This is a genomic window from Burkholderia sp. BCC0405 (assembly GCF_902833075.1).
Classification (GTDB): Bacteria; Pseudomonadota; Gammaproteobacteria; order Burkholderiales; family Burkholderiaceae; genus Burkholderia.
This window is the reverse complement of record NZ_CADFEO010000004.1, coordinates 360,267-382,497: the sequence shown is the minus strand read 5'-3', so window position 1 is coordinate 382,497 and position 22,231 is coordinate 360,267. Positions and strand designations below refer to the sequence as shown.

Below are 22,231 nucleotides of genomic sequence, written 5' to 3'. Positions count from 1 at the left end.
CGATGAATCCATCCCGCCTCTTCATTCTCCGGCCGGTCGGCACCGCCCTCCTGATGGCGGCGATCATGCTGGCCGGTCTCGTCGCGCTGCGCTTCCTGCCGCTCGCGGCGCTGCCCGAAGTCGACTACCCGACGATCCAGGTCCAGACCTTCTACCCGGGCGCGAGCCCGGAGGTGATGACCTCGTCGGTCACCGCCCCGCTCGAACGGCAGTTCGGCCAGATGCCGTCGCTGAACCAGATGTCGTCGCAAAGCTCGGCCGGCTCGTCCGTGATCACGCTGCAGTTCTCGCTCGACCTGCCGCTCGACATCGCCGAACAGGAAGTGCAGGCCGCGATCAACGCGGCCGGCAACCTGCTGCCGTCCGACCTCCCTGCCCCGCCGATCTACGCGAAGGTCAACCCGGCCGACGCGCCGGTGATCACGCTCGCCGTCACGTCGAAGACGCTGCCGCTCACGCAGGTGCAGGATCTCGCCGACACACGCCTTGCGATGAAGATTTCGCAGATCGCGGGCGTCGGCCTCGTCAGCCTGTCGGGCGGCAACCGCCCGGCCGTGCGCATCCAGGCGAACCCGACCGCACTCGCGCAGTACGGGATGAACCTCGACGACCTGCGCACGACGATCTCGAACCTGAACGTCAACACGCCGAAGGGCAACTTCGACGGTCCGACGCGCGCGTACACGATCAACGCGAACGACCAGCTCACGAGCGCCGACCAGTACAACAGCGCGGTGGTCGCGTACAAGAACGGCCGCCCGGTGATGCTCACCGACGTCGCGACGGTCGTCGCCGGTTCGGAAAACACCAAGCTCGGCGCGTGGGTGAACAAGGAGCCGGCGATCATCCTGAACGTGCAGCGCCAGCCGGGCGCGAACGTGATCCAGACGGTCGACGCGATCAAGGCGCAGTTGCCGAAGCTGCAGGAAACGCTGCCGGCCGCGCTCGACGTGCAGATCGTCACCGACCGCACGACGATGATCCGCGCCGCCGTGCGCGACGTGCAGTTCGAACTGCTGCTCGCGGTCGCGCTGGTCGTGATCGTGATGTACCTGTTCCTCGCGAACATCTACGCGACGATCATCCCGAGCCTGTCGGTGCCGCTGTCGCTGATCGGCACGCTCGCGGTGATGTACATGGCCGGCTTCTCGCTGAACAACCTGTCGTTGATGGCGCTCACCATCGCGACCGGCTTCGTGGTCGACGATGCGATCGTGATGATCGAGAACATCGCGCGCTACGTCGAGGAGGGCGAAACAGGGCTCGAGGCCGCGCTGAAGGGCTCGAAGCAGATCGGCTTCACGATCATCTCGCTGACAGTGTCGCTGATCGCGGTGCTGATCCCGCTGCTGTTCATGGGCGACGTGGTCGGGCGCCTCTTCCACGAATTCGCGATCACGCTCGCGGTGACGATCGTGATCTCGGCGATCGTGTCGCTCACGCTCGTGCCGATGATGTGCGCGAAGCTGCTGCGCCATTCGCCGCCGCCCGAGAGCCATCGCTTCGAGGCGCGCGTGCACCGGGCGATCGACTGGGTGATCGCGCGCTACGGGGTGGCGCTCGAATGGGTGCTGAACCGCCAGGGCTCGACGCTCGTCGTCGCGGTGCTGACGCTCGTGCTGACCGGGCTGCTGTACGTCTACGTGCCGAAGGGCTTCTTCCCCGCGCAGGATACGGGCGTGATCCAGGCGATCACGCAGGCTCCGCAGTCGATCTCGTACGGCGCGATGGCCGAACGCCAGCAGGCGCTCGCGGCCGAGATCCTGAAGGATCCGAACGTCGAGAGCCTCACGTCGTTCATCGGCGTCGACGGCAACAACATCACGCTGAACAGCGGCCGGATGCTGATCAACCTGAAGGCGCGCGACGACCGCTCCGAGACGGCTGCTCAGATCATCCGCGACCTGCAGCACCGCGTCGCGAACATCACCGGCATCTCGCTGTTCATGCAGTCGGTGCAGGATCTGACGATCGACTCGACCGTCAGCCCGACGCAGTACCAGTTCATGCTGACGAGCCCGAATTCGGAAGAATTCGCGACCTGGGTGCCGAAGCTCGTCGCGCGGCTGCAGCAGGAGCCGTCGCTCGCCGACGTCGCGACCGACCTGCAGAGCAGCGGCCAGTCCGTGTACATCGAGATCGACCGCGCAAGCGCCGCGCGCTTCGGCATCACGCCGGCGACCGTCGACAACGCGTTGTACGACGCGTTCGGCCAGCGCATCGTATCGACGATCTTCACGCAGTCGAACCAGTACCGCGTGATTCTCGAGTCCGAGCCGAAGGAGCAGCACTACGCGCAATCGCTGAACGACATCTACCTGCCGTCGGCGGGCGGCGGCCAGGTGCCGCTGTCGTCGATCGCGTCGTTCCATGAGCGGCCGTCGCCGCTGCTGGTCGCGCACCTGTCGCAATTCCCGTCGACCACGATCTCGTTCAACCTCGCGGCGGGCGCCTCGCTCGGCGAGGCGGTCAAGGCGATCGGCGCCGCCGAGAAGGACATCGGGCTGCCCGCGTCGTTCCAGACGCGCTTCCAGGGCGCGGCGCTCGCGTTCCAGGCGTCGCTGTCGAACCAGCTGTTCCTGATTCTCGCGGCTGTCGTCACGATGTACATCGTGCTCGGCGTGCTGTACGAGAGCTACATCCACCCGATCACGATCCTGTCCACGCTGCCGTCGGCCGGCGTCGGCGCGCTGCTCGCGCTGATGATCACCGGGCACGACCTCGACATCATCGGGATCATCGGCATCGTGCTGCTGATCGGTATCGTGAAGAAGAACGCGATCATGATGATCGACTTCGCGCTCGAGGCCGAACGCGTCGAAGGCAAGCCGCCGCGCGAAGCGATTTACCAGGCGTGCCTGCTGCGCTTCCGGCCGATCCTGATGACGACGCTCGCCGCGCTGCTCGGCGCGGTGCCGCTAATCGTCGGCTCCGGCGCGGGCTCCGAGTTGCGCCAGCCGCTCGGGATCGCGATCGCCGGCGGCCTGATCGTGTCGCAGGTGCTGACGCTGTTCACGACGCCCGTGATCTACCTCGGCTTCGACTCGCTCGCGCGCCGCGTGCGCGGCTGGTTCGAACGCCACGGCCCCCATGCCGGCACGCGCACGGATGCATAAGCGATGAACCTGTCGCGCCCCTTCATCACCCGGCCCGTCGCGACGACGCTGCTCGCGATCGGCGTCGCGCTCGCGGGCCTGTTCGCGTTCGTCAAGCTGCCGGTGTCGCCGCTGCCGCAGGTCGACTTCCCGACCATCTCGGTGCAGGCGTCGCTGCCCGGCGCGAGCCCCGAGACCGTCGCGACCAGCGTGACGAGCCCGCTCGAACGGCACCTCGGCTCGATCGCCGACGTGTCCGAAATGACGTCGACGAGCACGGTCGGCAATGCACGGATCATCCTGCAGTTCGGCCTGAACCGCGACATCGACGGTGCCGCGCGCGACGTGCAGGCCGCGATCAACGCGGCGCGCGCCGACCTGCCCGCCGCGCTGAAGAGCAACCCGACCTACCGCAAGGTCAACCCGGCCGACTCGCCGATCATGATCGTGTCGCTGACGTCGGAAACGTCTTCGGCCGCGAAGCTGTACGACGCCGCGTCGACGGTGCTGCAGCAGTCGCTGTCGCAGATCGACGGGATCGGCCAGGTGACGGTGAGCGGTTCCGCGAACCCGGCCGTGCGCGTCGAGCTCGAGCCGCAGGCGCTGTTCCACTACGGGATCGGCCTCGAGGACGTGCGCGCGGCGCTCGCGTCCGCGAACGCCAACGCGCCGAAGGGCGCGATCGAGTTCGGCCCGCAGCGCTACCAGCTGTATACGAACGACCAGGCGTCCGAGGCGTCGCAATACCGCGACCTCGTCGTCGCGTACCGCAACGGCGCGGCCGTGCGGCTGTCCGACCTGTCCGACGTCGTCGATTCGGTCGAGGATCTCCGCAACCTCGGCCTGTCGAACGGCAAGCGCGCGGTGCTCGTGATCCTCTACCGCTCGCCCGGCGCGAACATCATCGACACGATCGACCGCGTGCGCGAGGCGCTGCCGCAGCTCACCGCGTCGCTGCCGGCCGACATCACGGTCACGCCCGTGCTCGACCGTTCGACCACCATTCGCGCGTCGCTGAGGGACACCGAGCACACGCTGCTGATTGCGGTCGGCCTCGTCGTGATGGTCGTGTTCCTGTTCCTGCGCAACTGGCGCGCGACGCTGATCCCGAGCGTCGCGGTACCGATCTCGATCGTCGGCACATTCGGCGCGATGTACCTGCTCGGCTTCTCGATCGACAACCTGTCGCTGATGGCGCTGATCGTCGCGACCGGCTTCGTCGTCGACGATGCGATCGTCGTGCTCGAGAACATCGCGCGGCACATCGAGAACGGCAAGTCGCGCATGCAGGCCGCGTTCGACGGCGCGCGCGAGGTTGGCTTCACGGTGCTGTCGATGAGCATCTCGCTCGTCGCGGTGTTCCTCCCGATCCTGCTGATGGGCGGCATCGTCGGGCGGCTGTTCCGCGAGTTCGCACTGACGCTGTCGCTCGCGATCGCCGTGTCGCTCGCGGTGTCGCTCACGGTCACGCCGATGATGTGCGCGCGTCTGCTGCCCGAGGCGCACGACCCGCAAAGCGAAGGCCGCCTCGGGCGCTTCCTGGAACGCTGTTTCAGCCGCATGCAGCGCGGCTACGAACGCTCGCTGTCGTGGGCGCTGCGCCGGCCGTTCCTGATCCTGCTGACCCTGTTCGCGACGATCGGGCTGAACGTCTACCTGTACATCGTCGTGCCGAAGGGCTTCTTCCCGCAGCAGGACACCGGGCTGATGATCGGCGGCATCCAGGCCGACCAGTCGACGTCGTTCCAGGCGATGAAGCTGAAGTTCTCCGAGATGATGCGGATCGTGCAGAACAACCCGAACGTGAAGAGCGTCGCGGGCTTCACGGGCGGCACGCAGACCAACTCCGGCTTCATGTTCGTCACGCTGAAGGATCGCACCGAGCGCAAGCTGTCTGCCGATCAGGTGATTCAGCAGTTGCGCCCGTCGCTGTCGGACGTCGCCGGCGCGCGCACGTTCCTGCAGGCGGCACAGGACATCCGCGTCGGCGGCCGGCAGAGCAACGCGCAGTACCAGTTCACGCTGCTCGGCGATTCGAGCGCCGACCTGTACAAGTGGGGGCCGATCCTGACCGAGGCGCTGCAGAAGCGCCCCGAGCTGACCGACGTGAACTCCGACCAGCAGCAGGGCGGCCTCGAGGCGATGGTGACGATCGACCGCGCGACGGCCGCGCGGTTCGGCATCAAGCCCGCGCAGATCGACAATACGCTGTACGACGCCTTCGGCCAGCGCCAGGTCTCGACGATCTACAACCCGCTGAACCAGTACCACGTGGTGATGGAAGTCGCGCCGAAGTACTGGCAGAGCCCCGAGATGCTGAACCAGGTGTGGGTCAGCACGTCGGGCGGCAGCGCGAACGGCTCGCAGACCACCAACGCGGCGGCCGGCACCTACGTCGCGACGTCCGCCGGCACGTCGAGCGCCGGCACGGCCGCTCAGAGCGCCGCGGCGATCGCGTCGGACTCCGCGCGCAACCTGGCGCTCAACTCGATCGCGGCGAGCGGCAAGTCGAGCGCGTCGTCGGGTGCGTCGGTGTCGACGTCGGAGTCGACGATGATTCCGCTGTCGGCGATCGCGACGTTCGGGCCGAGCACGACGCCGCTGTCGGTCAACCACCAGGGGCTGTTCGTCGCGACGACGATCTCGTTCAATCTGCCGCCGGGTGTGTCGCTGTCGCAGGCGACGCAGGCGATCTACCAGACGATGGCGCAGGTCGGCGTCCCGCCGACGATCGTCGGCAGCTTCCAGGGCACCGCACAGGCGTTCCAGCAGTCGCTGAACAACCAGCCGATCCTGATCCTCGCGGCGCTGCTGGCCGTCTATATCGTGCTCGGGATCCTGTACGAGAGCTACATCCACCCGATCACGATCCTGTCGACGCTGCCGTCGGCCGGCGTCGGCGCGCTGCTCGCGCTGCTGCTGTTCAAGACCGAGTTCAGCATCATCGCGCTGATCGGCGTGATCCTGCTGATCGGTATCGTGAAGAAGAACGCGATCATGATGGTCGACTTCGCGATCGACCAGACGCGCAACAACCGAAAGTCGTCGTTCGACGCGATCCACGAGGCGTGCCTGCTGCGCTTCCGCCCGATCATGATGACGACGATGGCGGCGCTGCTCGGCGCGCTGCCGCTCGCGTTCGGTAACGGCGACGGCGCCGAGCTGCGCGCGCCGCTCGGGATCGCGATCGCCGGCGGCCTGATCGTGTCGCAGGTGCTGACGCTCTATACGACGCCGGTCGTCTACCTGTACATGGACCGGCTGCGCGTGTGGGCCGAGAAGCGGCGCAACCGCCGCGGGAACCCGGGCGGGCCGGCGGTCGCCGGGGAGTGAGGAAAGCGGCCGCCCGTGGTGCGGCCGTTTTTTCGTGCTTGAACCGCTGCGACGATCGGCTATCGTGAGTCCATGCCCACCGCGGGGCCCTTCACGGGGACACGCCATGAACGTCCAGCTCAACCATACGATCGTCTGGTGCCGCGACAAACGCGCGTCGAGCCGCTTCCTCACCGAGCTTCTGGAATTGCCGCCGCCGACGCCGTTCGGCGCGATGCTGGTCGTGCCGCTCGGCAACGGCGTGTCGCTCGATTTTCATGAACAGCCGGGAGAGATCGCGTCGCAGCATTACGCGTTCCTGCTCGACGAAGCAGGCTTCGATCGCGTGCTCGCGCGGATTCGCGAGCGCGGGCTGCCGCACTGGGCCGATCCGGCGAAGCGGCAACCCGATGACATCTACCGCCACAACGGCGGCCGCGGCGTGTACTTCGACGATCCGGACGGCCACTTCCTCGAAGTGATGACGCAGCCTTATGGGCTGAACGGCTAGTTCGGCCGCGGGCCGGCATTGCGCCGGCCGCCATTGCGGGTGCGGAGCCCGCCCGGGTGTCGGCCTGTTGCGGACGACACCCGAGGCCGGCGGCCTTTGCTCGGCCTTTGCTCGGCCGTTACCCGACCATTACTCGGCCGCTGCCGCCGTCTTGCGCGGGCGCCGCGCGCGCGGCGCCGCCGCCTTGCGGGCCGGCTTCTTCGGTTTGGCTTCGGCGGGCGCCTCGGCCGGCGCGGCAGCCGCCTCGCCGCCGAGATCGCCGGCCACCGGCTCGGCGTGCGTCACCGCGACGTGCCGCTCGTCGCCCTGCTCCGCGTCGCGATGCGTATCGTCCGCGTGCGTGCCGTGCGCGTGCTTGTCGCCTTCGTGCTTCGCCGCGCCATGCCCGGCGTCGTCCGGCTTCCCGGCCGCCTGGCGGCCGGCGCTCTTCGCGGCAGCGCCCTTCTTCGCGCCGGTCTTCTTCGCCGTGCTCTTGCGTGCACGCTTGCGGCCATCCTTCGCGTCGCCGTGCACCTCGGCCACGTCCATCGCTTCGACCGCTTCGACGGCTTCGGTCGTTGCCGCCTCTTCCACGTCGACCTGCGCGGGTTCATGCACGACCGCTTCCGCCCGCTGCTCGCGACGTCGCGGCTCGCGCCCGGGCCGCGCCGGCTCCGCCGCGCGCGCCCCGTGGTGCGTGCCGTGGTGCGGGGCGCCGCCGTCACCGGCCGGCGCAGCGTGCTCCGCGGCCGCCGGCTGGCGGGCCCGCGACACGAACGCGCCCGACTTGTCGTCGCGCCCCACTTCGAGCAGGCCGCGCGCCTGCGCTTCTTCGAGCAGGTTGCCGAACGCGCGGAACCCGTAGTACGACTCGTTGAAATCCGGCTTGCGGCGCTTGATCGCGCTCTTGAGCACCGACGCCCAGATCTTGCCGACGTCGTCGCGCTCCGACGCGAGCGCGTCGAACGTCTCGACCGCCAGCGCGATTGCCTCGGCCTTGCGCGCGTCCATCTCGTGCTTGCGCGACGGCTCGTCGGGCCGCTTCACGCCGCTGTTGCCCGTGCGCTGCTGTTCGCGCTTCGCGAGCGCGCGCTGCTGCTCGCGCACCAGATCGTCGTAGAAGATGAATTCGTCGCAGTTCGCGACCAGCAGGTCCGACGTCGAATTCTTCACGCCGACCCCGATCACCTTCTTCGCGTTCTCGCGCAGCTTCGACACGAGCGGCGAGAAATCCGAATCGCCGCTGATGATCACGAACGTATCGACGTGCGACTTCGTGTAGCAGAGGTCGAGCGCGTCCACGACGAGCCGGATGTCGGCCGAATTCTTGCCCGACTGGCGCACGTGCGGAATCTCGATCAGCTCGAAGCTCGCCTCGTGCATCGATGCCTTGAAGCCCTTGTAGCGATCCCAGTCGCAATAGGCCTTCTTCACGACGATGCTGCCCTTCAGCAGCAAACGCTCCAGCACGGGCTGGATGTCGAATTTCTCGTACTTCGCGTCGCGCACGCCGAGCGCGACGTTCTCGAAGTCGCAGAACACGGCCATGCTGACGTTGTCCAGGGGTAATGCCATGTGTACTCCAACCGGTGGGCCGATGCGTTGTATGACGTATCGGCGAAAAATGCATCGCGCACATGATAGCTGGTCGGCGCGTCATTCCCGCATCGGTGTGAATGAATGGCGCCCGGAATGCCGGTGCCGGTCGCGCCGCCGCGGATCGCGTGGGCAGCCCCGCCGGGCAGGCGCGGGCGGTACGCCCCTTAATACACACCCGCCGCGGCGGCGAATCGCCATTACACTTGAGTTATCGGTCCTCCGTCCCTATCTGGAAGGATGACGCATCGAGCAAGGAGCGGTTTCATGACGACGAAGGTACTGCTGATTGGCGCGACCGGCCGAACGGGCCAGGCCTGCGCGGATCTGCTGCTCAAGCAGCCGGAGTTCGAGGTCACGGCGCTCGTGCGCCGGCACGGCTATGCGCTGGCGGGCGCACGGGTGGTCGAGGCCGATCTGACGAACGATTTCTCGCACGCATTCCAGGGCATCTCGCACGTGATCTACGCGGCCGGTTCGGCCGAATCGGAAGGCGCGGCCGAAGAGGAGCAGGTCGACCGCGACGCGGTCGCCCGCGCGGCCGAATACGCGCTGGCTTACAACGCGCAGAAGCTCGTGGTGATCAGCTCGCTGTCCGCGTACCGGCCCGAGCTCGGCCCGGACGCGCTGCGCCACTATTCGCAGATGAAGCGCGAAGGCGACGAGCGCGTGATCGCGTCGGGCGTCGACTACGCGATCCTGCGCCCCGGCCCGCTCGCGGACGGCCCGGGCGTCGGCAAGATCGCGCTGACCGACGCGTGGTTCGAAGGCGCCCCGCCCGTGTCGCGCCAGGATGTGGCCTGGGCCGCGATCGAAGCGATCAAGCTCGGCATCTCGCGCAAGATCGTCGGCTTCGTCGGCGGCAGCGTGCCGATCGAGCAGGCATTGCGCGCCTAGCGGCCTCGCCCGCGCCGCCGCGCGGGGATCCGCACCGGCGGCCCGCACGACGGGCCGCTTCGACGCGCGGGGCGCCCGCTTACTCGCCCGCTTACTCGCCCGCTTACTCGCCCGCTTACTCGCCCGCTTACTCGCCCGCTTACTCGCCCGCTTACTGCTTCGGATGCGCGTCGGCCCACGCCTTCACGGCAGCGAGCGTGTTCTCGACGTGCTTGTCGGGCGACATGCTCGTGTATTCGTAGAGAATCTTCCCTTCCGGCGAAATCACGTAGGACACGCGGTTCGCGCGGTCGATCGCCGGCAGCTTCGCGTCGTATTCCCGGATGATCTTCGCGTCCGGATCGGCCGCGACCGGGAACTTGCTCCGGCACTCGCTCACCGAGAACTTCGTCAGCGTGTCGATCTTGTCGGCCGATACGCCGATCACGGTCGCGCCGTAAGCCTTGTAGCGATCCACTGCATCCGCGAACGCGTGCGCCTCGATCGTGCAGCCCTTCGTGAACGCGGCCGGGTAGAAATACAGCACGACCGGCCCCTGCTTCAGCGCGTCCGCGAGCGAGTACGTGTAAGTCTTGCCGCCCAGCGACGCCTGCGTCGTGAAATCGGGCGCCGCGGCCCCCGGCTTCAATTCCGCCTGCGCCACCAGCGCATGGCCGGCCACCAGCGCCGCCACGGCGGCGCCCAGCAACAGTTTTCGCTTCATCTGCGTCCTCATTTCTTATAAAGTCAGCCTCAAAGTAGACCTCGCCGGCGTTCGGCTGTCGAACACCCGCGTGACCGATCCGGTCCAGCGGCCATGCCATCCGCGGCCGGCCCGTTAAAGATTCCGCACAGTCTGCCGTTATTCCTTCCGGACAACCGGTTCCAGCCCTTCACGTCAGCGAGAAACATGGAAGCCAACAGGAAACAGACGTCACGCAAGGGCTCCTGGCGCAGCGCCTTGCATACGCTGCGCCGCTTCGCCTGGTCGGGCGGCGCGCTGATGCCCGCGCGCGCCGGCGCGCCGCGACGCGACGACTCCGTGCGCGACTGGCTGGAACAGACGGTCGGCACGGTGGATTTCCTCGCCCATGTCGACCGCGAACTGCGCTTTCTGTACGTGTCCGACGCGAGCCTGCGCTTCATCGGCTACCACCGCGACTACCTGCACACGCTGACGCTGCGCGACCTGATCGCCGAACAGGATACCGCGGCGCTCGAAGGCCTGCTTGCGCGCGCCGCGCGTTCCGGCCAGGTCGAGAAGGCGACGATGTGCATCGTCAAGTCGCTCACCTACCCGCTGGACGTCGAGATCCGCGCGTTCAAGAGCCGCCACCACGGCGTGGACGGGTTCGCGATCGCGGCGTTCGACGTGTCGTCGTGGCGCGCGCTCGAGGCGCGCCTGACTTACGAAATGCACCACGACCCGATGACGGGGCTCGGCAACCTGTCCGCGCTGGTGCCCGCGCTGATGCGCGCGCAGCAGGCCGCCGACGGGGACGGCACCTGTGCGGCGCTGCTGCTGCTCGACCTCGACGACTACCAGCGGATCAACCGTGCGCTCGGCTATGACGCGGGCGACACGCTGCTGCGCGAAACCGCGCAGCGGCTGAAGGCGCTCGTCACGCCGAACGAGCAGCTCGCGCGCGTCGCAAGCGACAAGTTCGCGGTCGTGCTCGGCGCACCGGACCGCACGCAGGCGAGCAATGCGGCGGACGCACTCGCACGCCGGCTGCAGGCCGCGGTGCGCGAGCCCTACGTGTACCAGGGGCAGACCGTGCACCTGTCCGCGAGCATCGGCATCGCGCTCTACCCTGACGAGCGCTCGGCGCCCCATCGCGCGCAGCACCACAGCCCGCTGCTGCGCCGCGCCGACCATGCGCTCGCACAGGCGAAGGCGTCGGGCGGCAATGCGCTCGCATTCCACGCGCCCGTCGACGATCCGGCCGACGCCGAACGGCTGAAGCTCGAAGCCGACCTGTACGACGGCGTGCGCAACGGCGAGTTTTCGCTCCATTTCCAGCCGATCACGCGCAGCCAGTCGGGCGCGGTGGTCGGTGTCGAGGCGCTGATCCGCTGGCGCCATCCGGTGCACGGCCTCGTGCCGCCGGCGACCTTCATTCCGCTCGCCGAATCGATCGGCCTGATCAACTATCTCGGCAACTGGGTGCTCAAGGCCGCGTGCATGCAGCTCGTCGCCTGGGACCGCCAGGGGCTCGCGCTGCAGTACGTGGCGGTCAACGTGTCGCCGCAGCAGTTTCGCGACCCGCGCTTCACGCAGAGCGTGCGCGAGGCGATCGCGCTGACGGGCATCGACCCGCGCCGCATCGTGCTCGAGATCACCGAAAGCCTGTTGATGCACGATCCCGCGCAGGCAAAGGGGCTGCTCGAGGAACTGACCGATCTTGGCATCCGCTTCGCGATCGACGATTTCGGCACCGGCTATTCAAGCCTCGCGTATCTGCAGCGCTTCCCGCTCGCGAAGCTGAAGATCGACCGCAGTTTCGTCGAGAACCTGCTGACCTCGCGCAACGACCGCGCGATCGTGTCGGCGGTGGTCGGCCTCGCGCAGACGCTCGATCTCGAGCTCGTCGCGGAAGGCGTCGAGACCGAGGCGCAGCGCGAATTGCTGACGGAGATGGGCTGCAACCATATCCAGGGCTGGCTCGTCTGCCAGGCGCTGCCGTCCGAGGAGCTCGCGCGGCGCTTCGAGGCGCAGCAACTGCACCTGCACGCCGCCGCCTGACGCGCGCGGCGAACCGGACAGATCCGTATGTCAATCACCGAACACTTGCCCCGCACCGCATTGCTCGACAAGCTGTGGGCCCGGATGAACGAACGGGGCGATTTCCCGCTGCTGTCGGAATCGCTGCGCGCGACGATGGCCGCGATGAAGAACGACGACCTCGACTTCACCGCGCTCGTGCGCGTCGTGCTGTCGGACTTCGCGCTCACGCAGAAAGTGCTGCGGCTCGCGAACTCCGCGATGTACATGGCGTTCGGCGGCAACATCACCACCGTGACCCGCGCACTGATGGTGCTCGGCATGGACGCCGTCGGCCACCTGGTCGTCGGGCTCAAGCTCGTCGACCATTTCCACCACAGTACGCCGCGCCGCATCGACGCGAAGCTCGAACTGAACCGCGCGCTGCTGTCCGGCTGCGTCGCGCGCAAGCTCACCGAACGCGCCGAGCTGCGCGCGGGCGAGGAAGCCGTCGTCTGTACGCTGATGCGCCAGGTCGGCAAGCTGCTCGTGGTCTGCTATCTCGACAGCGAATGGGACCGGATCCGCCGCCGCGCGGCCGAGCTGAACGGCGACGAAGCGGCCGCCTGCATCGACGTGCTCGGCGTCGGCTTCGACGAGATCGGGCTCGAGGCGGCCGCGCGCTGGCGGTTGCCCGACGTGATCCGCGCGGGGATGGCCGACCACGACCACGTGGTCCACACCGACGCGTTCGGCAACGAAGAGCACGACCGCGATGCGGGCCACGCGACCGATGACGGCCCGGCCGCCCGCGTGCGCTGGCTGCGCGCGATCAGCCGCTGCTCGACCGACGTCGCGGGCGCGCTCGTGATGCCCGCGAGCCCGCAGCGCGACGCGCGCATCGCGGCGCTCGCGCAGCACTATGGCGCGGAACTCGACATGGAAGCCGACGCGCTCGTCGAGATCGCCGAGCGGCTCGCGCGCGAGGAAGCGAGCGACACCGTGATGCGCGAGATCGTCGAACTGCGCGCGAACGCCGATGCGATCGCGCGTGCACAGGCCGAGCCCGAGGCGTGCCTCGAAGCCGGCCTCGCGGACCTGCGTGCGCTGCCGTCCGAGCATGTGCTGACGCCGGTGCTCGCGCTCGCATCGGAAAGCCTGCTGGCCGGCCTCGCGTTCACGCGCACCGTGATGTTCGTGCGTCACGACGACGGCATCTTCGCCGCACGCCTCGGCTTCGGCCCCGGCGTCGATACGACGCTCGACCGGCTGCGCTTCGACGAGCGCTTCGAGCCGGACGTGTTTCATCTCGCGATCTCGAACTCGGTCGGCATCTTCATCGAGCAGGCGCAGGAGCCGAAGATGCGCAAGCGCCTGCCCGCGTGGTATCTCGACGCATTCGGCGACTCGCGCGCGTTCGTGCTGCTGCCCGTGCGCGTCGGCACGACGACCGTTGCGCTGCTGTACGGCGACTGGGCCGGCGCGCAGCCTGCACGCAAGATCACGCAGCAGGAAATGAGCGTGCTCAACGAACTCGCGCGCGAACTGGGCCGGTTCTTTCCGGCCTGACGCGGCCGCCGGCCGCTGCCGCGCCTATTCCTGCCGATTCCCGCCTCCCAAAAACAAACCGGCCGCATCAGCGGCCGGTTTGCTTGCATCGTGCGATCGAACGCAACGCTTACTTGAGCGTCACGGGCACGCTGAAGTACTTCTTCGCGAGATTGTCGATCGTGCCGTCGGCCTTCAGCTCCTTCAGCGCCTGATCGAGCGCGGTCTTCAACGCCGCGTCGTTCTTGCGCAGGCCGAAACCGACGCCCGAGCCGAGGATCTCGGCATCGCTCACGGTACCGCCCGCGAACGCGAAGCCCTGCCCTTGCGGCTTCGTCAGGAAGCCCTTCGAACCGGCTTCCGCGTCCTGGAACGTCGCGTCGAGACGGCCCGACTTCAGGTCGGCGTAGGCCAGATCCTGCGTCTGGTACGGCACGACCTCGACGCCTGCCGGCGCCCACTTCTTCTTCGCATACGCTTCCTGGATCGTGCCCTGCAGCACGCCGACGCGCTTGCCCTTCAGCGATTGCGGGGTCGGCAGCAGGCCGCTGCCCTGCTTCGCGATCAGCTGGTTCGGGATCGTGTAGATCGCATCGGTGAACGCGATCGCGTGCTTGCGCTGGTCAGTGATCGTCATGTCCGAGTTGATCGCGTCGAATTTGCGCGCCTGCAGCGCCGGGATCAGACCGTCGAAGTCGTTCTCGACCCACACGCACTTCGTCTTCAGCTTCGCGCACACCGCGTTGCCGATGTCGATGTCGAAGCCGGTCAGCTTGCCGTCGGGCGTCTTGTATTCGAACGGCGCGTACGAGGCTTCGACGCCGAAACGGATCTCTTTCAGATCCGCCGCCATCGCGCTGCCTGCCGCCACGGCCGATGCCGCCACCACCGCATGCGCGGCCACTTTACGCCAATCCAACTTCATCAGGTGTTCTCCTCGATACTCGAATGTTCCGGAACTACGGGCGCATGCATCATTGCAGGGTCGGATGACCACGGCAATGCTGCCGCCGCGCCGTGATGCGGCGCAACAGCCGCAAGGCCGCGATTGTACCAATCCGCGCGGCCCGGCATGGCAAAGCAGCCGCCGACACGGGATGCTGCGCTGCGGGCGCCGACGTCAGCCGGGCGGCCCGTCGAACTTGCAAGACGATGTCGCAAATACGCAAGCGCAACGCGCGGGCGCTCGGTGCGGCATGCGGGCGTCATCTCGAAAATGGAATGGTCGCAGGGCGATGCGCGGGCCGCGGGTCGCCTCGGCCACGCGCAATCGATTACCGTCAGACGAGCGCCGCGACCGTCTCGCGGGTCGTGTCGATGACGAGCAGCCCCGCGCGCAAACCCGGCTTCACCGTCGGGTTCGGGAACACGATGCGCTCCTCGTCGTGCTTCACCGTGTAGCGGTAGTCGCCGTCCCGCGCGAGCACCGTGCCGCGAGCAAACGCGGTGAAGTTCGCGACGTCGGCCGCCACGAACAGCTCGAGCGCGTCGCTCTGCTTCGTGATCTGGTCGATCACCGTGAAGACGCGCGGCAGCGATGGAGAGCCGCCCCGAGCGCCAACGTCGCGAGCGGCACCCGACACAAGCTTGCGTACCGCGCGGTCGGCCGGCGCGAAGCGCGTCAGGTCGTTCTGGCCGAACGGGCGCACCTTGCCAAGTTCCAGCGTGCACGCGAGCGCGCCGCAATGTTCGGCCGTGAAATGCGAATACGTGTTGCCCTTCGCGGTATGCAGCAGCACGGCCGCGATCTGCGCGTCGCCGAGCCATTCGAACATCGTGCGTGTGGGCGGCATGCCCGTGTGCGGCAGCAGTGCGAACTGCTCGAACACCGATGCGCGAATCGCCGTGTGCATGTCGATATGCCAGCGCGCGGCGCCGGCCGGCGCGGCCGCGAAGAACGCGGCGGCAGCGGCTTCGAGCTGCATGGCACGCGGCGCTTCGCGGCTGGCGGGCACCTGCGCGTGACGGCCGCTGAACAGGCGGTTCAGATCGTCGTCGAGATAGCGTTCGCCGGCGCGCATCGCCGGCACGTTGCCGAGCACGACGAGCAGCCGGCACGCGAGCGGCAGCGCCCCCGATGCGAGATCGCGCACGAGCATCGACAGCAGCTCGATCGGCGCCGTCTCGTCGCCGTGCACGCCGGCCGATACGAGCACGCTCGCGCGCGCCGTGCCGGCGGCCTCGGCCGCCACCGGTTCGAGCGCGAGCAGCCCGTCGCCGAGCCATTGCCAGCGCACGGCCCCGGCGGCGCAGGTACCGTCCGTTGCGGACGGCGCGCCACCGGTCAGCGTGAACGCGAGGAAGTCGTCGAGCAACGCGGCGGCCATACGGGAATCAACGCTGGAAGTCATACAGCGAACCGACGCGCAGGATCTGCGTGAGTTCGTCGAGCGCCGTGCGCGATTCGTCGAGCAGCGCCGGATCGGCGAGGTCTTCCGGTGCGAGGCGATCGCGATAGTGCCGGTCGATCCAGGTATCGAGCGACGCGAACAGCGTGTCGTCGATCCACACGTTCGACGTGACGGCCGCGCGTTCCGCGTCGTTCAGCACGACGCGCAGGCGCAGGCACGCCGGGCCGCCGCCGTTCTTCATGCTCTCGCGCAGGTCGAACACGAGCACGTCGCGAATCGGGCCGTTGCCGGCCGCGAGTTCGTCGAGATAGGCCGCAACGTTCCCGTTCTCGCGGCATTCCTGCGGCACGACGAGCACCTGCGAGCCGTCCGCACGCGACAGCAGCTGGCTGTTGAACAGATACGACGTCACCGCGTCATTCACGCTCACGGCGGCCTCCGGCACCTCGATCACGTTCAGGCGCGCGCCGCGTGCGTCGAGCGCGGCGGTCAGCGTGTCGTAGATCGCCTGCTTGTTGACGAACGCGCGCTCGTGCGTGAACAGCGTGTCGCGGTTGCCGACCGAAATCACGTCGTTGTGGAACACACCTGCGTCGATCACGTCCGGATCCTGCTGAGCGTAGACCGTCGCTTCTTCGGCGAGCCCGTGGCGATGCGCGACCGCACGGCTCGCCTCGAACGTCTGGCGCGCCGGGAAGCGCTTCGGCTCGGGGCCGCGGCGATATTCCGCGCGACCGTACACGAAGAACTCGATGCCCGGCTTGCCGTATTCGGCGCAGAAGCGCGTATGGTTCGCCGCGCCTTCGTCGCCGAGCGCCGGCGTGCCGGTCAGCGCCTCATGCACCGCGAAGTGCGCGGGATCGGCGAACAACGTCGACAGCGTGCGGCGAGTCGCTTCGTGCTCGATCGCCCGATGCAGCTTGCTGCACAGGTTCGCCGGCGTGAAGTGCACGCGGCCATCGCTCGTATCGGCCGACGGGCTGACGGTGGCCGCGTTCGCGGTCCACATCGCCGACGCCGAGCTCGCCGCGGCGAGCAGTTCGGGCGCCTGCTTCGCGGCCTTCGCGATCACGTCCGCGTCCTTGCCGGAGAAGCCGAGCTCGCGCAAGAGGCGCAGCGACGGCCGTTCCTGCGGCGGCAGCACGCCTTGCGCGAAGCCGAGATCCGCGAGCTGCTTCATCTTGCGCAGCCCCTGCTTCGCCGCGGCCTTCGGGTTCGCGGCCGACTTTTCGTTGTTGAGCGACGCCACGTTGCCGAACGACAGCCCGGCGTAGTTGTGGGTCGGGCCGACGAGCCCGTCGAAATTGGCTTCTTGTGCGTTCATCGTCGTTCCCTCGATCAGAAATGCAGGCCCGGCGACAGGCTCGCGGGCAAGGTCAGTTGCGTGCTTTCCACCGACGCCATCGGATACGCGCAATAGTCGGCCGCGTAGTACGCGCTCGGGCGGTGGTTGCCCGAGCGGCCGGTGCCGCCGAACGGCGCGGCGGACGATGCGCCGTTGGTCGGCCGGTTCCAGTTGACGATCCCGGCGCGAATCGTGCGACGGAAGTGCTCCCATGCCTTCGCGTCGTCGGCAAGCAGGCCGGCGGACAGGCCGAACGCCGTGTCGTTCGCGCGCTCGATCGCTTCGTCGAACGTCGCGTAGCGCACGATCTGCGCGAGCGGGCCGAAGTGTTCTTCGTCCGGCAGGTTCGCGACGCCCGTCACGTCGACGATCGCCGCGTTCACGAAGCCGAGGCGCGGATCGCGCTGCGTCATCGCGATGATCGGCTTCGCGCCCTGCTCGATCAGGTGCGACTGCGCGTCGACGAGCTTCGCCGCCGCCCGCGCCGAGATCACCGCACCCATGAACGGCTGCGGATCGGCGTCGAACACGTCGGCCGTGATCTTCGACGTGACGTCGGCGAAGCGCGCGAGGAAGCGATCGCCGAACGCGCCCTGCGGCACGAAGATGCGGCGTGCGCACGTGCAGCGCTGGCCGGCCGACAGGAACGCCGACTGGATCGTGTGATGGACGGCCGCGTCGATATCTTCGACTTCGCCGATCACGAGCGGGTTGTTGCCGCCCATCTCGAGCGCGAGCACGATTTCCGGACGGCCGCCGAACTGCTTGTGCAGCAGCGTGCCGGTGTCCGAGCTGCCCGTGAAGAACAACCCGTCGATCTGCCGATGGTTCGCGAGCGCGATGCCGGTATCCTTCTCGCCCTGCACGAGGTTCAGCACGCCGTCCGGCAGCCCGGCCTCCTTCCACACTTCGACCGTCGCGCGCGCGACGCCCGGTGCGAGCTCCGACGGCTTGAACACGACCGCATTGCCGGCGATCAGCGCGGGCACGATATGGCCGTTCGGCAAGTGGCCGGGGAAGTTGTACGGGCCGAACACCGCGACGACGCCGTGCGGGCGGTGACGCAGCACCGCGACGCCGTCGGCCATGTCCTGGCGCTTCTCGCCGGTGCGTTCCTGGTAGGCCTGGATCGAGATGCCGACCTTCGCGGCCATCGACGCGACTTCGGTGCGCGCCTCCCACAGCGGCTTGCCCGTCTCGCGGCCGATCGCGGTCGCGATCGCTTCCTTGCGCTCGTTGAGCAGCGCGGCGAATCGCTTGACGATCGCGCAGCGCGATTCGAAGTCGAGCGCCGACCAGCCGGCGAATGCGCGGCGCGCGCTCGCGACCGCGCGGTCGACGTCGGCCGCCGACGCGCTTGCGCCCTGCCACGCGATCTCGTCGGTGCCCGGGTTGCGCGAAGCGAACACGGGGCCCGAGCCTGCGACCCAGGCGCCGTCGATGAAGAGTTCCGTCATGATTCGTTTATCCCTGTTTGACTTTGAGCGGCAGCACGCGCACCGGATCGCCGGCCTTCACGTCGAGCGCGACGGCATCGTCGGCCGACAGCACGAACGAGCCGTTCGCGACCACGCCCGGCGCGACGCCGACGCGGAAATCGGTGAGCGACGTGTTCGACACGAGCGACTTCGGTGCATCCTCTCGCGCATCCGGCACGCCGATCGCGACCGGCACGACGACGCTCTCGCGCACCGTGCGCAGGTCATTGACGTGGCATTCGAGCACCGGGCCCGCGTCGAAGATGTCGACGTGATTCTGGTAGCGCAGCCCTTCCGCTTCGAGCATCTTGCGGGCCGGCAGCGTGTCGCGATGCGTGAGACCGACCGCGTCCTGCGCGTCCTGCGGCAGCAGGTCGACGTACACCGGGTAGCGCGGCATCAGTTCCGCGAGGAACGACTTGCGGCCGTGCGAGCTGAGATAGTCGGCTGCGTTGAAATCGATCTGGTAGAAGTGCGAACCGACCGCGCGCCAGAACGGCGACGTACCGTCTTCGTCGAAGTGGCCGCGCAATTCCGCGCAGATGCGCTCCGGAAAGCGCTCGCGGAACTGCGCGATGAACATGAAGCGCGAGCGCGACAGCAGGCCGCCCACGCCGCCCGTGCGATAGCGCGGGCTCAGGAACAGCGAGCACACTTCCGCATAGCCCGTCAGGTCGTGCGAGATGTTCAGCGCGGACATCCGCGTCCACACGCCGAGCTCCTGGCTCGCGTGCACGACCGTGCTCACGCGGTAGTTGTAGAACGGCTGTTCGAGGCCGACCTGCGTCTCGATCCCGCACACGCCTGCAATGTCGCCCGTCTTCGATTCTTCCATCACGAAGAAGTAGCCGGCTTCGCCGGGCGCCGCCTCGCCTGCCAGCGTGCGGCGCGTGCGCTCGATGCGCGCGGCGAGCGCGTCGCGGTCGGGCTTGAACGTGGTCAGGCCCGGCCCGGTTTCCTTCGCGAGCGACACGAGCGCGTCGACGTCGCCCGTTTGTACGACCCGAACGACGATCATGCTGCGTCTCCCTTCAAATCTTCCTCGTCGCGGCGATGCAGCGGCACGCAGCGCACGACATCGCCATCCTTCACATCGAGCGCCGCGCGCACGTCGCCGGCCAGCGGCGCGTCACCCGCATCGGCCGGCAGGTCGGCCAGCACGCAGCGGAACGATTCGCCGCTGCCCGTCGACACCATGTATGCGACATCGCCCTGCTGGTGCGCGGCCTCGCGCACGATGCGCTCGGCGCCGTGCTTCACGCACGCGGTGCGATCGACCTGTGCGGTCAGCACCGGGCCCGCGTCGAAGATGTCGACGAAGCGGTCGGGCTCGAAGCCTTCCTCGAGATGGATGTCGTACGCGAGCAGCGCCGATTCGTTCGGCTCGCCGAGCACGCGCTGCGCGGCTTCCGGCAGCAGCGGCACGTAGAGCGGATACGCCGGCATCACTTCCGCGATGAAGGTGCGGCTGCGGCCGCCCGACGCGATGTCGACGTCGGTGAAGTTGCGGCCGAAGAACTTGCGCCCCACCGCTTCCCAGAACGGCGATGCGCCGTTGCCGTCGCTCACGCCGAGCAGCAGCGTGAACACTTCCGGCGTGAAGCGGCGGCGGTTCGCGGCGATGTACATCATCCGCGCACGCGAGATCAGGTGCGCGGCCGCGTCGCCGCGCAGCGACGGATCGACGTAGAAGCCCGCCAGCCGGCTCTTGCCGGTCAGCTCGTGCGACATCGTGAGCGCGTGGATCTTGCGGTTCACGTGCAGCTCGCGCGACGCGTGGATCAGCGCGTCGTTTCGGAATGCGTAGAATGGTTCCGAGTAGCCGGCCGCGGCCACGATGCTCGCCGTGCCGAGCAGCTTGCCGGTCGACGAATCCTCGAGCACGAAGAGGTAGAACTCCTCGCCGGCGAAGTCGACGTCCGCGCGAAACGAATCCTCGGAGAGCGCCACGCGCGCCTCGAGCGCCGCGCGGTCGTGCGGCAGCGAGTGCAGGACCGGCTGCGCGGTGCGCGCCATGTGCGCGAGCGCATCGAGATCCGTGAGTTTGCCGGGGCGAACAAATAGCATCGTCGTTCCTGTCTGCGATGGGTGCGCCGATCAGCGCGCGGTGGCTTCCTGGGCGGCGAGCACTTGTTCGACGGCCTTCTCGAAGCGCTTCACGCCTTCGTCGAGCAGGTCGAACGGGATCACCAGCGACGGGACGAAGCGCAGCACGTTCGGGCCGGCGATCAGCATGATCAGGCCGTTCTCTGCTGCTGCGGTGACGAAGTCCTTCGCGCGGCCGTCGAACGCGGCGGTGAGTTCGGCGCCGACGAGCAGGCCCTTGCCGCGGATGTCCTTGAAGATGCCGAAGCGCGCGTTGATGCGCTCGAGCGCGCCCTTCAGGCGCACGCTGCGTTCGCGCACGCCTTCGAGCAGTGCCGGGTCGCCGATCAGTTCGACGACCTTGTCGGCGATTGCCGATGCGAGCGGGTTGCCGCCGTACGTCGTGCCGTGCACGCCGACCTTGAAGTGCGCGGCCAGTTCGTTCGTCGTCAGCATCGCGCCGATCGGGAAGCCGTTGCCGAGCGCCTTCGCGGTCGTCAGGATGTCCGGCGTGACGCCGGTATCCATGTAAGCGTAGAACTGGCCCGTGCGGCCGACGCCCGTTTGCACTTCGTCGAAAATCAGCAGTGCGTCGTTGGCGTCGCAGGCTTCGCGCAGCGCCTTCAGGAAGGCCGGATCGGCCGGGATCACGCCGCCTTCGCCTTGCACGGGCTCGACGATCACCGCGCAGGTTTGCGGGCCGATCGCGGCCTTGGCGGCTTCGATGTCGTTGTATGGGAGGTGCGTGATGCCGGCCGGCACGGGGCCAAAGCCTTCCGAGTACTTCGGCTGGCCGCCGACGCTGACCGTGAAGAACGTGCGGCCGTGGAACGACTGCACGAACGAGATGATTTCGGCTTTATCGGCGCCGTGGCGATCGAATGCGACTCGGCGAGCGAGCTTCAGTGCGGCTTCGTTCGCTTCCGCGCCCGAGTTCGCGAAGAATGCGCGGTCGGCGAAGGTCAGCGATTCGAGGCGCTTTGCGAGGCGCAGCACCGGCTCGTTCGTGTAGCCATTGCCGATGTGCCAGAGCTTGCGGCTTTGTTCGTCCAGGACTTTCAGCAGTTCCGGGTGGCCGTGGCCGAGCGACGTCACGGCGATACCGCACGCGAAATCGATGTATTCGCGGCCGGCCGTGTCCCACACGCGGGAGCCCTCTGCGCGATCCGGCACGAACGGCGCGGGGGAAAATACCGGCACCATCACTTCATCGAATGTCTGGCGGGTCACGGTCGAGGTCGTCATGGTCGTTCCTTTCGGTTTCGTAAGAGGGTTCAACAGGATCAAGTTTAGGGAAGGGTGACGCAAGCGTCTTGCGGAATTGCGACGGGTTCTATCGGAAGCGGATAGG

General features: G+C 67.9%; 15 protein-coding genes. 6 read left to right on the top strand and 9 right to left on the bottom strand.

Features of this window, described 5'->3' with window-relative positions:
* Window positions 1-2 precede the first annotated feature (2 nt).
* The 3 genes from HWX36_RS09130 (at window position 3) to HWX36_RS09120 (ending at window position 6,918) form a co-directional block, all read left to right on the top strand.
* Entirely contained in the window at window positions 3-3,116 is a 3,114-nt protein-coding gene (locus HWX36_RS09130; protein WP_175951782.1) for an MdtB/MuxB family multidrug efflux RND transporter permease subunit, read from the top strand.
* 3 nt (window positions 3,117-3,119) lie between these two features.
* A complete protein-coding gene (locus tag HWX36_RS09125) occupies window positions 3,120-6,428 on the top strand; it encodes an efflux RND transporter permease subunit (RefSeq protein WP_175951781.1) in 3,309 nt (1,102 codons plus the stop codon).
* A gap of 106 nt (window positions 6,429-6,534) precedes the next feature.
* On the top strand, window positions 6,535-6,918 hold the full coding sequence (locus tag HWX36_RS09120) for a VOC family protein (protein ID WP_175951780.1): 384 nt from the start codon (window positions 6,535-6,537) through the stop codon (window positions 6,916-6,918).
* 129 nt (window positions 6,919-7,047) lie between these two features.
* On the opposite strand, the gene HWX36_RS09115 is transcribed toward HWX36_RS09120, so the two are convergent.
* The gene (locus tag HWX36_RS09115) at window positions 7,048-8,472 is read right to left on the bottom strand and encodes an NYN domain-containing protein (protein WP_175951779.1); all 1,425 of its coding nucleotides are present in this window, start codon (window positions 8,470-8,472) and stop codon (window positions 7,048-7,050) included.
* A 288-nt stretch (window positions 8,473-8,760) separates the two neighbouring features.
* Between HWX36_RS09115 and HWX36_RS09110 the strand changes: the two genes are divergently transcribed.
* Window positions 8,761-9,390 (top strand): NAD(P)H-binding protein, encoded by a 630-nt coding sequence (locus HWX36_RS09110; protein WP_175951778.1) that lies wholly within the window; start codon window positions 8,761-8,763, stop codon window positions 9,388-9,390.
* Between the two features lie 151 nt (window positions 9,391-9,541).
* Here the strand turns inward: HWX36_RS09110 and HWX36_RS09105 are convergent, their stop codons facing one another.
* Entirely contained in the window at window positions 9,542-10,093 is a 552-nt protein-coding gene (locus tag HWX36_RS09105; RefSeq protein WP_175951777.1) for a peroxiredoxin, read from the bottom strand.
* Between the two features lie 279 nt (window positions 10,094-10,372).
* Here HWX36_RS09105 and cdpA point away from each other — a divergent pair, with 279 nt between their 5' ends.
* Both cdpA and HWX36_RS09095 read left to right on the top strand, forming a co-directional pair.
* A complete protein-coding gene (gene cdpA / locus HWX36_RS09100) occupies window positions 10,373-12,115 on the top strand; it encodes a cyclic di-GMP phosphodiesterase CdpA (protein WP_208457794.1) in 1,743 nt (580 codons plus the stop codon).
* A 27-nt stretch (window positions 12,116-12,142) separates the two neighbouring features.
* The gene (locus HWX36_RS09095; RefSeq protein ID WP_175951775.1) at window positions 12,143-13,642 is read left to right on the top strand and encodes an HDOD domain-containing protein; all 1,500 of its coding nucleotides are present in this window, start codon (window positions 12,143-12,145) and stop codon (window positions 13,640-13,642) included.
* A gap of 109 nt (window positions 13,643-13,751) precedes the next feature.
* On the opposite strand, the gene HWX36_RS09090 is transcribed toward HWX36_RS09095, so the two are convergent.
* The 7 genes from HWX36_RS09090 to HWX36_RS09060 form a co-directional block, all read right to left on the bottom strand.
* The gene (locus HWX36_RS09090) at window positions 13,752-14,546 is read right to left on the bottom strand and encodes an ABC transporter substrate-binding protein (RefSeq protein WP_043182082.1); all 795 of its coding nucleotides are present in this window, start codon (window positions 14,544-14,546) and stop codon (window positions 13,752-13,754) included.
* Window positions 14,547-14,901: 355 nt separating this feature from the next.
* Entirely contained in the window at window positions 14,902-15,972 is a 1,071-nt protein-coding gene (gene astE / locus HWX36_RS09085; RefSeq protein WP_175951774.1) for a succinylglutamate desuccinylase, read from the bottom strand.
* Window positions 15,956-17,296, bottom strand: coding sequence for an N-succinylarginine dihydrolase (astB, locus tag HWX36_RS09080; RefSeq protein WP_175951773.1), 1,341 nt, complete (start codon window positions 17,294-17,296; stop codon window positions 15,956-15,958). Before astB ends, astE begins: the two co-directional genes overlap by 17 nt.
* Window positions 17,297-17,310: 14 nt before the next feature.
* Window positions 17,311-18,774, bottom strand: a complete 1,464-nt coding sequence (gene astD / locus HWX36_RS09075) for a succinylglutamate-semialdehyde dehydrogenase (RefSeq protein WP_175951772.1) — start codon at window positions 18,772-18,774, stop codon at window positions 17,311-17,313.
* A gap of 7 nt (window positions 18,775-18,781) precedes the next feature.
* Window positions 18,782-19,813: an arginine N-succinyltransferase gene (gene astA / locus HWX36_RS09070; RefSeq protein ID WP_175951771.1), complete on the bottom strand. Its 1,032-nt coding sequence runs from the start codon at window positions 19,811-19,813 to the stop codon at window positions 18,782-18,784.
* Window positions 19,810-20,862, bottom strand: a complete 1,053-nt coding sequence (gene aruF / locus HWX36_RS09065; RefSeq protein ID WP_175951770.1) for an arginine/ornithine succinyltransferase subunit alpha — start codon at window positions 20,860-20,862, stop codon at window positions 19,810-19,812. The genes astA and aruF overlap by 4 nt, the downstream gene beginning before the upstream one ends.
* Window positions 20,863-20,892: 30 nt before the next feature.
* Entirely contained in the window at window positions 20,893-22,125 is a 1,233-nt protein-coding gene (locus tag HWX36_RS09060; protein ID WP_175951769.1) for an aspartate aminotransferase family protein, read from the bottom strand.
* Between the last annotated feature and the right edge of the window lie 106 nt (window positions 22,126-22,231).

What these genes read in the sequence shown, in the direction of transcription:
- HWX36_RS09130 (WP_175951782.1), top strand. Translation starts at nt 3, where the DNA reads ATGAATCCATCCCGCCTCTTCATTCTCCGGCCGGTCGGCACCGCCCTC.
- HWX36_RS09125 (WP_175951781.1), top strand. Translation starts at nt 3,120, where the DNA reads ATGAACCTGTCGCGCCCCTTCATCACCCGGCCCGTCGCGACGACGCTG.
- HWX36_RS09120 (WP_175951780.1), top strand. Translation starts at nt 6,535, where the DNA reads ATGAACGTCCAGCTCAACCATACGATCGTCTGGTGCCGCGACAAACGC.
- HWX36_RS09115 (WP_175951779.1), bottom strand. Translation starts at nt 8,472, where the DNA reads ATGGCATTACCCCTGGACAACGTCAGCATGGCCGTGTTCTGCGACTTC.
- HWX36_RS09110 (WP_175951778.1), top strand. Translation starts at nt 8,761, where the DNA reads ATGACGACGAAGGTACTGCTGATTGGCGCGACCGGCCGAACGGGCCAG.
- HWX36_RS09105 (WP_175951777.1), bottom strand. Translation starts at nt 10,093, where the DNA reads ATGAAGCGAAAACTGTTGCTGGGCGCCGCCGTGGCGGCGCTGGTGGCC.
- cdpA (WP_208457794.1), top strand. Translation starts at nt 10,373, where the DNA reads ATGCCCGCGCGCGCCGGCGCGCCGCGACGCGACGACTCCGTGCGCGAC.
- HWX36_RS09095 (WP_175951775.1), top strand. Translation starts at nt 12,143, where the DNA reads ATGTCAATCACCGAACACTTGCCCCGCACCGCATTGCTCGACAAGCTG.
- HWX36_RS09090 (WP_043182082.1), bottom strand. Translation starts at nt 14,546, where the DNA reads ATGAAGTTGGATTGGCGTAAAGTGGCCGCGCATGCGGTGGTGGCGGCA.
- astE (WP_175951774.1), bottom strand. Translation starts at nt 15,972, where the DNA reads ATGACTTCCAGCGTTGATTCCCGTATGGCCGCCGCGTTGCTCGACGAC.
- astB (WP_175951773.1), bottom strand. Translation starts at nt 17,296, where the DNA reads ATGAACGCACAAGAAGCCAATTTCGACGGGCTCGTCGGCCCGACCCAC.
- astD (WP_175951772.1), bottom strand. Translation starts at nt 18,774, where the DNA reads ATGACGGAACTCTTCATCGACGGCGCCTGGGTCGCAGGCTCGGGCCCC.
- astA (WP_175951771.1), bottom strand. Translation starts at nt 19,813, where the DNA reads ATGATCGTCGTTCGGGTCGTACAAACGGGCGACGTCGACGCGCTCGTG.
- aruF (WP_175951770.1), bottom strand. Translation starts at nt 20,862, where the DNA reads ATGCTATTTGTTCGCCCCGGCAAACTCACGGATCTCGATGCGCTCGCG.
- HWX36_RS09060 (WP_175951769.1), bottom strand. Translation starts at nt 22,125, where the DNA reads ATGACGACCTCGACCGTGACCCGCCAGACATTCGATGAAGTGATGGTG.